This is a genomic window from Bacteroides sp. An279 (assembly GCF_002159615.1).
Classification (GTDB): Bacteria; Bacteroidota; Bacteroidia; order Bacteroidales; family Bacteroidaceae; genus Phocaeicola; species Phocaeicola intestinalis.
This window is the reverse complement of the sequence record NZ_NFJA01000014.1, coordinates 1-12,557: the sequence shown is the minus strand read 5'-3', so window position 1 is coordinate 12,557 and position 12,557 is coordinate 1. Positions and strand designations below refer to the sequence as shown.

Below are 12,557 nucleotides of genomic sequence, written 5' to 3'. Positions count from 1 at the left end.
TTTTTCAGGTTTTTAGAATGTAACGTTGATACCTCCAACAATAGAGAAGCTCTTGGGATAAGCCGCATAATCCACACCCGGAGTCATCGGAGTGCTGGTACAGCAATCCACTTCAGGGTCTACTCCCGAATAACCTGTAAAGCAGAACAAGTTATATCCTGTAGCATAGATGCGTACATTTTGCATCAGCATCTTCTGGCTCCATGCTTTCGGCAAGGTATAACCGATAGAAACGGTCTGCAAGCGCAAGAAAGATGCATCTTCCACATCCCAGCTGGTAAGAGGACGTCCGGTTACGGTAGCCGGGTTATAAATAGATTTTCCGCTGTTCACGCCATTGATATAGTCATAATAAGCCTGTTCGCCATGAGCGGCAATGTAGTCATTGGCAAAATTACGGTTCATCATATTTTCGCCTGTAACGGGGTCTACGCGCGACCAACGGTTGGCCATTGTAAAGTTATTGTTCACATTATAGTGTTGGCGTGAGCCTTCATAATAACTTGAAGCGGCTTTTGTTCCGTTGATGATTTGACCTCCCAATTGATAATTAAAGAATACCGTAAAGTCAAAGTTCTTCAGGAAACGGCCGTTCAGTCCGAAACCACCAATCACGGGCTGAATGGTATTGCCCAAACGGACTTTATCATTGGCATCGATAACACCGTCGTTATTCACGTCTTTCAGCTTCATCGAACCCGGTTCCAATGAACCTGTTACAGTACCTAATCCATGAGTCACTGGTTTTCCTTCCGCGTCTGTACGGATTGCCCATCCCGTACCGTTCCATTGCAAATCATCGGTCGTATACACACCATCGTAGATATAGCCGTATACTTCACCCAGCCGTCCGCCTTCTTCCAGATAGAATTCTTCCTGACTGATAACGCCCGAACCAGACCAACGGCTGCTTTCCCAAGTAGCTCCGCCAGGATACTTGTCAATCTTGCCCCGGTTGTATGCAATGTTGAAGCTGAAGTTCAACCCCCAGTCGTTTTTATCGGCAATCACAATGTCCGTCATAAACTCGATACCCTTGTTAGAAGTCTGCCCTACATTCTGATACTGATAACTGTATCCGGAAGCCCCCGGAAGCGTCTGGCGCATCAGCAAGTCTTTTGTCGTATTCCAATAAGCATCGATGCTACCGGTTATGCGGCTATTGAAGAAACCAAAGTCAATACCGATGTTGCGGGTTATGGTAGTTTCCCATTTCAAGTCAGGATTAGAAAGCATGTCACCGCGTTGCAACATCGAAGCTGCCGATTCACCGAAATAAATGGTACGGTCGCTCGTGCTACCCAGCGAATAAGTCGTATACATGTATTTGGCATCAATGCGGTTGTTACCTGCTGTACCGAACGAAAGACGGAGTTTCAGGTTGGAAAGCCAGTCGCTCGCTTTTTTCATGAATGATTCTTCGCTGATACGCCATGCTAAAGCTACAGAGGGGAATACGCCCCAACGGTTGCCGTCGGTGAATTTGCTGGAACCATCGGCACGGACCGTAGCGGTCAGCAAATAACGGTCAAGCAATGAATAGTTGATACGTCCGAAGAAAGAAGAAGTATTATCCTTAATACCAATATAAGTTTCAGTGGGCAATGCCGTTCCGTTACCCATAGAGGCAAGCACCTGGTCTACCGTATTGTCGGTCGGGAAGCCTACCGAAGTCATATTGGTATCATCATACCATGAACTGGTCATTTCCTGACCAATCATTACGTTAAACTTATCTTGTTTTGCCAACAGGTTCTTATGGTCGTATGTCACCGTATTCGCCAAACGCCATTCCTTTTGGACACGCTTGGTCAGATATGCCTGAGGCTGACCGGAATAACCGAACTTCGAATTGGCGGTAGCTTTGGCTTCCCACACCTGGTCTGTGTTATTATAACGCCATCCGTATCCGTATTCCGAACGGAATTTCAAGCCTTCTATCGGCTCCCATGTCAGGCTGGCATTGGCATTGTTCTGCAGACGGGTCTGCTTCTTATAAGTCGCGTTAATACGTTCCAACGGAGTAAAATCCGTATTACCGGTATCCTCGTCCACAAAGTCTTCCGAAAGACGGGTTATCGGACGATAGATGGTACTGCGCGCCACAATTGAGTATGCCTTACTGCTCTCCTGTGTATCAGCACCACCACTCAAACCGTCAATTTCCGTATACGAGAAACGGTCGTTCAAGTCAAGCGTCAACCACTTGTTCAACTTGGTCTGCAACTTTACGGTAATATTGTTACGTGCATAGCCCGACCCGATCATGACGCTCTTTTCGTCATTGCGTGAATAGCTGACCGCATATTTGGTTTCTTTCGTACCACCGTTTACACTCACGTTGTATTGTTGCTGGTTACCCGTACGTCCGAAAAGCTCTTCCTGATAGTTAGTCCCTTCTACCGATTTCCAGATGTCCAAATCCTGATACAAACCGTAATTCGTTCCGTCCTGGTTCAGTTCCTGCTGGTACATCACATACTCATACGGGCTTAACACACCTACTTCGCCTACCCGCTTGCGTATACCGAAAGATGCACCGAAATTGACTTGCGGCTTCCCTTCGTGTCCGGACTTCGTAGTAATGATAATAACACCATTGGCTCCTTTAGCACCGTAAATAGCGGTAGAAGAAGCGTCCTTTAACACATCGATGCTTTCGATATCTGCCGAAGCGATATCACTGATACTGCTTACCGGAAATCCGTCCACAATATATAAAGGAGAGTTATCCTGCGACAAAGAACCACCTCCACGCACACGGATTTTCACTTCAGCATCGGGAGATCCTTCCGTGGTTGTGATAGATACACCCGGCATCTTACCAGTCAATGCTTCCGACACATTGTTTACAGGTACGGCTGCCAATTGTTCCGCGTCAACCGAAGCGATTGAACCGGTCAAGTCCCTCTTTGACATTGTTCCGTATCCGATTACCACCACTTCGTCCAGCAGCTGGGCATCGTCTGCCAATGTAATGTTAAATGTAGTTTGGTCATCCACCTTGATTTCCTGAGTAGCATACCCGATATACGACACCACCAGCGTACTTCCTGCTTTCACGTTCGGAATAGAAAACTTACCGTCGAAATCGGTAATCGCTCCCGCAGTAGTACCTTTCACTAATACGCTTACTCCAATCAGCGGCTCACCTGTGCCGTCTACAACCGTACCGGTCACCGTCTTTCCCTGAGCAAACGTAACGAGACACAGCATAGCCAGCAATAGCGTAGCTCCTGCCCTACGAACTAAATTTGCTAAATCCATAAACTAAATATTAAGTTGAGTATTAAAAATAAATCCAGTCCTTGCGTCTACTCTGAAAGGACACGAAGAGAAAATATCTTGGAAGAAAGTGCATTCTCCCCCTTTTATCTGTCCGCATGTGCCTTTCATAATAGTAGGCTTAACTTCGTTCCACATTTGGGTAACAAAATTATAGCAAATATTATGAAAGAAGGTGAAATAGTTGGTTATTTGTGTGGAAAAATTAATTTAAAAAGAGCAGAATCAGATAGATATTCCACACACTTGTACTCCTAGATACGATTGTGCCCTGCCAAGAATACATTTTTATTACCGCACGGTTCCCTCCGCACGAGAGGCCGTCCGAAACGCAACTAGTTTCATAAGCCTATGAAGCTAGTTGCAATGCCCAATGCAGCCATATCCATCAGCCACCGGATAAGCTTCATTTCGACTGGCATTTTGAGGACATTCATTCAGAAACTGTTTTGAATTTATCGCCCAAAGCACACACGAAAATGAATACATCAAGACGAAAAAAACTTTTGGTAGAAATTCAAAACAGTTTCTCAGTTTTTTATTTCGTCCGGTCCACCACATAATCTACATAAGCGGTGAGTGCCGCACGGAGCGACTCGTCCGTCTGGGCAGGAAGCAAGCCCAGTGCCTTGTCACGGTAATCGTGCATCACCTTGTCGGCATACTCGATGCCTCCCTCACGCTTCACGTAAGACACGAAAGAAGCAATTTCCTCCTGTGAGGCTTTCAGCGAACGGATGCGCAGGGCCAGTTCTCGCGTCGCTTCATCCGCCTGATGATTGAGTACATACAAGGCAGGCAGGGTCAGTTTGCCTTCCAGCATATCATTGCCCGTAGGCTTTCCCAGCTCCTCGTTCTCGAAATAATCGAAAATATCATCTTTAATCTGGAAAGCGATACCTATCATTTCACCGAACAATGCGGCCTTGTCCACATCATCCGCCGAAGCCTTGACAGAAAGCGCACCACTCTCAGCACTTGCCGTAAAAAGGGCTGCCGTCTTCTTACGGATGACATCGAAATAAATCTCTTCGGAAAAATAAGTATTGCTGGTATTTGCCAATTGCACAATTTCACCTTCAGATAAGTTCTGTCCCAAGCGGGCCACCAGGTCCACCAGTTCGATTTCTTTTGTATAAGCGGCATGACGGAGGCTCGTAGCAAGCATATAATCGCCCACCAATACCGAGACACGGTTATCATACAGCGCATTGACCGACGCTTGTCCGCGCCGCTTGTCGCTCTTGTCAACCACATCGTCGTGAACCAGACTTGCCGTATGAAGCAATTCCAACGACAAAGCCGAATGCAACGTGGCGGAATTGATTTCGCCATAAAGTTTCGCCATCAACAATACCAGCATGGGGCGCATCATCTTCCCGTTACGCTTCCGGATATAGCCCAGCACATCGCCCAGTATCGGAGCGGTACTGGTCAAAGCGGTATCGAAAAGCATCCTAAATTCGCTCAGTTCCCTTTCTATCGGTTTCCTGATTAGTCCTATCTTGTCCATTAGAGATTTATTTGGGCACAAAAATAATAATAAAACATCGAAATACGGTGTTTTTTTGTACTTTTACGTTCAAAACATTAAATATTTTACACGAATGGAGAAACTTTTTCTACTGGACGCATACGCTTTGATTTACCGGGCATACTATGCTTTCATCAAAAATCCCCGTATCAACTCGAAGGGATTCAATACTTCCGCCATCATGGGCTTCGTCAATACACTGGAAGATGTGTTGAAGAAAGAGCAGCCCACACACATTGGAATCGCCTTCGACCCTGCAGGTCCCACGTTCCGCCACGAGGCTTACGAACAATACAAAGCCCAGCGTGAAGAAACACCCGAAGTCATCCGTCTCTCGGTGCCTATTATAAAAGACATCATCCGTGCCTACCGCATCCCCATTCTTGAGGTAAGCGGATACGAAGCCGATGACGTCATCGGAACCCTTGCCACCGAAGCCGGACGGCAAGGCATCACCACTTACATGATGACGCCCGATAAAGACTACGGGCAGTTGGTATCGGACAACGTCTTCATGTACCGTCCCAAATACGGCGACAAGGAATTCGAAGTGATGGGCGTAGCGGAAGTGAAAGCCAAGTTCGACATCCAGTCTCCGGCTCAAGTCATTGATATGCTGGGGTTGATGGGAGACACCGCCGACAACATCCCCGGATGCCCGGGCGTGGGCGAAAAGACTGCCCAGAAACTGATAGCCCAATTCGGAAGCATCGAAAACCTGCTCGAACATACCAGTGAGCTGAAAGGTGCCATCAAGACCAAGGTAGAAACCAACCGCGAACAAATCCTGTTCTCCAAATTCCTTGCCACCATCAAGACCGATGTACCCATCCGCCTCAATATGGACGGGCTGAAACGGGAGGAGCCGGACAAGGAAACGCTCAAGCGGATATTCGAAGACCTGGAGTTCCGGAGCTTGCTCGACCGCGTGGTGGGAACCGATAAGAAAACCGCCGCTCCCCCACCCTCCGCGCAAGGCGATCTCTTTGGCTTTTTTACGCCCGAGAGTACGGAAGCTCCTGAAAATTCAAATCTCACAAGGCTTGACGACCTTGCTTTCGACTATCAACTCATTGATACAGAAGAGAAAATCAACCAATTATTACAAAATATCCTGACACAGAAGGTTTTCAGTCTGGATACGGAGACCACCGGAACCGACCCGATACGTGCCGAACTGGTGGGAATGAGCTTCTCGTATACCGAAAACCAGGCATTCTATGTTCCTGTCCCTGCCGACCGCACCGAAGCGCAACGCATCGTGGACAAATTCAAACCGGTATTCGAAAACCCGCAGACTTTAAAAGTGGGACAGAACATCAAATATGACATGCTGGTATTGGCAAACTACGGTGTGGAGATACAAGGACCCATGTTCGACACAATGATAGCCCACTATGTGCTCCAACCCGAACTGCATCACGGAATGGACTACCTTGCCGAAATCTACCTGCACTACGAAACCATCAAAATAGAAGAACTCATCGGCCCGAAAGGAAAGAACCAAAAGAATATGCGCGACCTTGACCCTATCAATATATATAGGTACGCGTGCGAAGACGCCGATGTCACACTGAAACTAAAAAACGTGCTGGAAAAGGAATTGAAGCAAAACGATGCCGAAGCCCTCTTCCGCGACATCGAAATGCCGCTCGTGCCCGTACTTGCCTATATGGAACGCAACGGTGTGCGCATCGATACCGAAGCTCTGAAGGAAACCTCGCGCCACTTTACCGCCCGCATGAACCAGATAGAAGAAGAAGTGCACCGCCTGGCTGGGGTAGAATTCAACATTGCCTCTCCCAAGCAAGTAGGCGAAGTGTTATTTGACCGCCTGAAAATCGTAGACAAGCCCAAGAAGACCAAAACAGGGCAATATGTCACCTCTGAAGAAGTGTTGGAGAGCCTGAAAGGAAAGCACGAAATCGTAGAAAAGATTTTAGAGCACCGCGGATTAAAGAAGCTCCTCGGCACCTACATCGATGCCCTGCCCCAGCTCATCAACCCCGAAACCGGACACATCCACACATCGTTCAACCAGACCGTAACCGCTACCGGACGCCTCAGTTCCAGCAACCCAAACCTGCAAAACATCCCCATACGCAACGAGGACGGGAAAGAAATCCGTAAGGCATTCATCCCCGATGAGGGTTGCGAGTTCTTCTCGGCCGACTATTCGCAAATCGAACTCCGCATCATGGCGCACCTCAGCGAAGACCCGCACATGATAGAAGCCTTCCGCGAGAACCAGGACATCCATGCCGCCACCGCCGCCAAGATATATAAGGAGAAGCTGGAAGACGTGACCCGCGAGCAACGGAGCAAGGCGAAAACCGCCAACTTCGGCATCATTTACGGCATCTCGGTATTCGGGCTTGCCGAACGTCTCAACATCGACCGCAAGGAAGCCAAGGAGCTGATAGACGGCTATTTCGAAAACTATCCGCACGTAAAGGAATACATGGACAAAAGCATCCAGTCGGCACGCGAAAAAGGCTATATCGAGACCATCTTCCGCCGCCGCAGGTATTTGCCCGACATCAATTCACGCAACGCCGTAGTGCGGGGATATGCCGAGCGCAATGCCATCAACGCCCCTATCCAAGGAAGTGCCGCCGACATCATCAAGGTAGCAATGGCACGCATCTACCGCCGCTTCCGCGAAGAGGGAATCCGTTCGAAGATGATTCTCCAAGTACACGATGAACTTAACTTCAGCGTCCTGCCCGAAGAAAAGGAAAAAGTGCAACAGATTGTGATAACCGAAATGGAGAGTGCTTACAAAATGAAAGTTCCTTTGCAAGCCGACTGCGGTTGGGGTCAAAATTGGCTGGAAGCGCACTAAGGATTCGCAATAGTTAACATATCTTTATTTGCTAACATTTTGCTAAAATCGAATGAATTTTTAGCCGAAATGTTAGCTCATATCAAAAATTTCACTACCTTTGCAGCGTAATCAAAAACAAAAAGATAGTAAACCCTTAAAAACTTAAAGATATGAAAGCAATGAATTTATTGAAGAGCATTTTTGTTGTAGCTTGCATTTTCGTAGCAAACCTTACAATTTCCGCTAACACACCGGAAGCGAACCTGATTTACAACACCGAAGAAGTGGATGGCGTTAAGATGTCGGAAACCGTTTACAAGATGAACGAAGGCATCCTGACCAATTACGAAAAATATAACTATAAGTACAATGACAATAAACAAGTCATTGAAAGCACATTGATGAAGTGGGATGCAACCCGCAACGACTGGCGTAACCACATGTGTATCAAGTATTCATACGCTGGCAACAACGTAACCATCGAATACTACAAGTGGAATAAAGGCAAGAAAGACTTTATCCTTGTTCCGGAAATGACCGTTACGGTACAACAATAAGCAGCACATAAAACAAAACATATTTTCATAAACTCTCAACAATCCGAAAGAGACGCCTCGCGAGGAAGCGTCTCTTTTTGTTTTTAGCGTCCTTAAAGTATAGATTCATACCAAATAAAGCCTCATTAAGTTACGATTTGTAAGCAATCAGTCTATTCTTTCTCGTTTCACCCATATACTTTTCTTGAATCAACCTGCATCCTTTTACGTCCTCCGTCCCAAGGATATACATCCTCCGTTCGAAGGATGTGCGTCCTCCATACCAAAAACATACGTCCTCGGGACGGAGGACGTAAAAAGAAGCTGGCTATGCAAATAAATTTTGCATAACAAATATCAGAGGTGTGCCGATATGCCAAAAGAAATAACTATATTTGCACCCTAACGTAATACCTCAATCATGTCAGAGAAAGAATTAAACGCATACCGCTTCAGTCCGGAGCAGGAGCCTACGGACGAAATGCTGGAACAAATCATGAGGGAAGTTGCCGAGGAAGCGAGAATAAGCAACCAAAAGGCGACGGAGGAGCATTGGAAACAAATGCGGCAAAACGTTTTGACAAAACAAGCAAAATGGGCGAAAGACATAGAAAACATACGGAATGGACACAAATAAACGCTTACCGGAAATGATTGTAATAGCCGGACCTAATGGCTCAGGCAAGACATCCGTCACTCAAAAGTTCCTGCATCACGAATGGGCGGAAGGCACGCTATACATCAATCCGGACGAAGTGGCTAAAGATAAATATGGCGACTGGAACTCACCGGAAGCTGTACTAAAAGCAGCTAATTATTGCGCCGAGCTACGAGAAACATGTTTATCGGAAAGAAAAAGCTTTGTGTTTGAAACCGTAATGTCTGCCGAAGATAAAGTCGCATTCATCATTAAAGCCAAACGGCAAGGCTTCTTTATCCGTTTATTCTTTATCTCGACTTCACACCCCTCTATCAATGCGGCAAGGATTGCCAACAGAGTGATGAAAGGGGGACATGACGTACCCATCACTAAAATCATTTCGCGCTATTTCAAGTCCATAGAAAATTGCAAGACCGTAGCGCCGATTGTGGACCGCCTTTATGTGTACGACAATTCCATAGACGGCGAAGATGCCAAACTTCAATTCCGCTTGGTCAATGGCGAATTAAAGAAAATGTATGTGACCGAAGTGTCTGAATGGGCGAAAATCCTATTACCAGATGCCCGATAATAAGAGGCTTCTATGTAAATAATCGGAGTGCCCTGCCCGATATGCCAAAAGAAATGACTACCTTTGCCCGTTGAAACAAGCAAGAAATCAAAACAATAAAAACAATATATCATTATGGCTTTACAATGTGGCATCGTCGGTTTGCCGAACGTGGGCAAATCGACGCTTTTCAATTGCTTATCAAACGCAAAGGCTCAAGCAGCCAATTTCCCTTTCTGTACCATCGAACCGAATGTGGGCGTAATTACCGTTCCCGATGAACGCCTTAACAAATTGGCGGAATTAGTCCATCCGGGACGCATCGTACCTACTACCGTAGAAATCGTCGATATTGCCGGACTGGTGAAGGGTGCCAGCAAAGGCGAAGGACTGGGCAACAAGTTCTTGGCGAACATCCGCGAAACAGATGCCATCATCCACGTGCTGCGTTGCTTCGATGATGAAAACGTGACCCACGTAGACGGTACGGTAAATCCGGTACGCGACAAGGAAATCATTGATACCGAACTCCAGCTGAAAGACCTGGAAACCATCGAAAGCCGTATCCAACGCGTACAGAAGCAGGCACAAACCGGAGGTGACAAAGCAGCTAAACAAACCTATGATGTACTGGTGCGCTACAAAGAGGCACTGGAACAAGGCAAATCGGCACGCACGGTGCAGTTCGAATCGAAAGACGAACAGAAAATAGCGCATGACCTGTTCCTGCTCACGGCGAAACCGGTGATGTACGTATGCAACGTAGACGAAGCAAGTGCTGCCACAGGCAACAAGTACGTAGAGCAGGTGCGTGAGGCGGTAAAGGACGAGAACGCCGAAATCCTGGTAGTAGCAGCCAAGACCGAAGCCGACATCGCCGAACTGGAAACCTACGAAGACCGCCAGATGTTCCTGCAGGAAGTGGGACTGGAAGAGTCGGGTGTGAACCGCCTCATCAAGTCGGCATACAAGCTTCTGAATCTGGAAACCTTTATCACCGCCGGTGAAATGGAAGTAAAGGCATGGACGTACCACAAGGGCTGGAAAGCCCCGCAATGTGCCGGCGTCATTCACACCGACTTCGAAAAGGGCTTCATCCGTGCCGAAGTCATCAAATACGAAGACTATATCCAATACGGAAGTGAAGCCGCCGTACGCGAGGCTGGCAAGCTGAACGTAGAGGGCAAAGACTACGTGGTGCAGGACGGCGACATCATGCACTTCCGCTTTAATGTGTGATTCCTATTAAAAACGCAGATTTTCGCAGATTAACGCGGATTTATTCATTTACTATCTGACCATTTACAATAATAACCTTTAAATAATCTGCGAGAATCTGCGTTAATCTGCGTTTCAAACTCAAGAACTTAATAACTTAAGAACTCACCATGAAATACTTAGTAGTAGGAACAGGGGGCGTGGGAGGCTCTATCGCCGGATTCCTCGCTCTGGCAGGCAAAGACGTGACCTGCATCGCACGCGGCAAACACCTGGATGCCATCCGGCAAAAAGGGCTTCACCTGAAATCGGACTTGAAAGGCGAACATTTTCTTCCCGTGAAGGCTTATACCGCCGAAGAATTCGAAGGAAAAGCCGACGTGATTTTCGTGTGCGTGAAAGGATATTCCATCGACTCTATCAAGGAAGTATTAGAACGTGCTTCCACCCCCGAAACGCTAGTCATCCCTATTCTGAATGTGTATGGCACCGGACCGCTCATCGGAAGGCTTGTGCCTTCGGTACACGTGCTCGACGGATGCATCTACATCGTAGGATTTGTTTCGGGAGAAGGCGAGATTACCCAAATGGGAAGCATCTTCCGCCTGGTATTCGGCGCACGCCCTGAACAAGGCATTTCCTGCGAACAATTGAATCAAATAGCCGAAGAACTGCGTGCGTGCGGCATCAAAGTAGACGTATCGGACGACATCAACCGCGACACCTTCATCAAGTGGGCATTCATCTCCGCCATGGCATGTACCGGAGCCTACCACAATGTGCCCATGGGCGAAGTGCAGCACGAAGGCGAGGTGCGCGATACCTTTATCGGATTATCGCAGGAAAGTGCCGAAATCGGGCGTAAACTGGGTGTAATCTTCCCCGAAGACCCCGTAACGTATAACCTGAAAGTCATTGACAAGCTCGACCCGCACAGCACCGCCTCCATGCAGAAAGACATTGCCCGCGGACACGAATCGGAAATACAAGGCTTGCTGTTCGATATGATTGACTTGGGCGAACGGCTGGGCATCGATTTGCCGACGTATCACAAAGTGGCATTAAAATTCAAGAAAGCATAAGAAAGCATGAAACACATCATCAACATTGATACATGGGAACGGAAAGACAATTATAACTTCTTCCGAGGCTTTGCCAACTCGTGGATTGCCATAACGAGCGAAGCCGATTGCACCGAGGCATACGCACGGGCAAAGGCACAAGGGCATTCGTTTTTCCTCTATTATCTTTATGCCATCACGAAGGCGGTAAACGAAATCAAGGAATTGCGCTATCGCTGGGATAAGAACGGGCAAGTGGTCTACCACGATACGGTGGATGTGATTACACCTATCGCCGTACCGGGACGTACATTCTACACCGTGCGTATTCCCTATCATCCCGACTTCGATACATTCTACCGCGAAGCACGGCGTATCATCACCTCCATTCCCGAAGACGGAGACCCGTATGGCACAGACAAGCAGATAGCGGAACAAGGAGATTTCGACGTGTTCCTGCTCAGCGCCACGCCGAAACTGTATTTCACCTCCATCACCTATACCCAACAATCGGTAGGGCATCCGTTGGATTATCCGTTGATGAATGCAGGCAAGGCAATCACCCGTGCAGGACGGCTCTACATGCCGATAGCACTTACCGTAAGCCATGCCTTTGCCGACGGGGCACACATCTCGCTCTTCTTCGAGAAGGTGGAGCAGACGCTGAAGGAACTATAAACATTTACGATTAGACAATTTACTATTTACGATTTATGACTTTCTCCATCGTAAATAGTAAGAAGCTGTTTTGAATTTCTCCAAAAAGTTTTTCTTGACTTGATGTATCCGTTTCCGTGTGTGCTTTGGGCGATTTTTTGGTCCTTTTCGCTCCTGTTCTTCGTCAGATAGCCCGCTATCTTCCTCATCACAGAAGCGAAAATGCCT

Annotated in this window: 9 protein-coding genes; 7 read left to right on the top strand and 2 right to left on the bottom strand. The window is 47.4% G+C overall.

Annotated features, from left to right (window positions below; translation table 11 throughout):
* Positions 1–12 precede the first annotated feature (12 nt).
* Together B5F78_RS04200 and B5F78_RS04195 are read right to left on the bottom strand one after the other, a co-directional pair.
* Positions 13–3,267 carry a SusC/RagA family TonB-linked outer membrane protein gene (locus tag B5F78_RS04200; protein WP_087406110.1) on the bottom strand — a complete coding sequence of 1,085 codons (3,255 nt, stop codon included), beginning with the start codon at positions 3,265–3,267 and terminating at the stop codon, positions 13–15.
* A gap of 556 nt (positions 3,268–3,823) precedes the next feature.
* Positions 3,824–4,798, bottom strand: a complete 975-nt coding sequence (locus B5F78_RS04195) for a polyprenyl synthetase family protein (protein WP_022040531.1) — start codon at positions 4,796–4,798, stop codon at positions 3,824–3,826.
* Between the two features lie 94 nt (positions 4,799–4,892).
* On the opposite strand from B5F78_RS04195, the gene polA reads away from it, so the two are divergent.
* The 7 genes from polA (at position 4,893) to B5F78_RS04160 (ending at position 12,350) form a co-directional block, all read left to right on the top strand.
* Positions 4,893–7,664: a DNA polymerase I gene (polA, locus tag B5F78_RS04190; RefSeq protein WP_087406109.1), complete on the top strand. Its 2,772-nt coding sequence runs from the start codon at positions 4,893–4,895 to the stop codon at positions 7,662–7,664.
* Positions 7,665–7,816: 152 nt separating this feature from the next.
* Positions 7,817–8,203 carry a DUF3836 domain-containing protein gene (locus tag B5F78_RS04185; RefSeq protein ID WP_087406108.1) on the top strand — a complete coding sequence of 129 codons (387 nt, stop codon included), beginning with the start codon at positions 7,817–7,819 and terminating at the stop codon, positions 8,201–8,203.
* Between the two features lie 400 nt (positions 8,204–8,603).
* Complete coding sequence (locus B5F78_RS04180) at positions 8,604–8,819, top strand: hypothetical protein (protein WP_087211611.1); 216 nt, start codon at positions 8,604–8,606, stop codon at positions 8,817–8,819.
* Positions 8,806–9,414 (top strand): zeta toxin family protein, encoded by a 609-nt coding sequence (locus B5F78_RS04175; protein WP_087211608.1) that lies wholly within the window; start codon positions 8,806–8,808, stop codon positions 9,412–9,414. The genes B5F78_RS04180 and B5F78_RS04175 overlap by 14 nt, the downstream gene beginning before the upstream one ends.
* 114 nt (positions 9,415–9,528) lie before the next feature.
* Positions 9,529–10,632 carry a redox-regulated ATPase YchF gene (gene ychF / locus B5F78_RS04170; RefSeq protein ID WP_013618353.1) on the top strand — a complete coding sequence of 368 codons (1,104 nt, stop codon included), beginning with the start codon at positions 9,529–9,531 and terminating at the stop codon, positions 10,630–10,632.
* Between the two features lie 149 nt (positions 10,633–10,781).
* The gene (locus B5F78_RS04165; RefSeq protein WP_087406107.1) at positions 10,782–11,693 is read left to right on the top strand and encodes a ketopantoate reductase family protein; all 912 of its coding nucleotides are present in this window, start codon (positions 10,782–10,784) and stop codon (positions 11,691–11,693) included.
* 6 nt (positions 11,694–11,699) lie between these two features.
* Positions 11,700–12,350: a chloramphenicol acetyltransferase gene (locus B5F78_RS04160; RefSeq protein ID WP_087211603.1), complete on the top strand. Its 651-nt coding sequence runs from the start codon at positions 11,700–11,702 to the stop codon at positions 12,348–12,350.
* Positions 12,351–12,557 lie beyond the last annotated feature (207 nt).

Coding starts and splice junctions, on each gene's coding strand:
- B5F78_RS04195 (WP_022040531.1), bottom strand. CDS start 4,798: ATGGACAAGATAGGACTAATCAGGAAACCGATAGAAAGGGAACTGAGC.
- B5F78_RS04160 (WP_087211603.1), top strand. CDS start 11,700: ATGAAACACATCATCAACATTGATACATGGGAACGGAAAGACAATTAT.
- B5F78_RS04185 (WP_087406108.1), top strand. CDS start 7,817: ATGAAAGCAATGAATTTATTGAAGAGCATTTTTGTTGTAGCTTGCATT.
- polA (WP_087406109.1), top strand. CDS start 4,893: ATGGAGAAACTTTTTCTACTGGACGCATACGCTTTGATTTACCGGGCA.
- ychF (WP_013618353.1), top strand. CDS start 9,529: ATGGCTTTACAATGTGGCATCGTCGGTTTGCCGAACGTGGGCAAATCG.
- B5F78_RS04180 (WP_087211611.1), top strand. CDS start 8,604: ATGTCAGAGAAAGAATTAAACGCATACCGCTTCAGTCCGGAGCAGGAG.
- B5F78_RS04165 (WP_087406107.1), top strand. CDS start 10,782: ATGAAATACTTAGTAGTAGGAACAGGGGGCGTGGGAGGCTCTATCGCC.
- B5F78_RS04200 (WP_087406110.1), bottom strand. CDS start 3,267: ATGGATTTAGCAAATTTAGTTCGTAGGGCAGGAGCTACGCTATTGCTG.
- B5F78_RS04175 (WP_087211608.1), top strand. CDS start 8,806: ATGGACACAAATAAACGCTTACCGGAAATGATTGTAATAGCCGGACCT.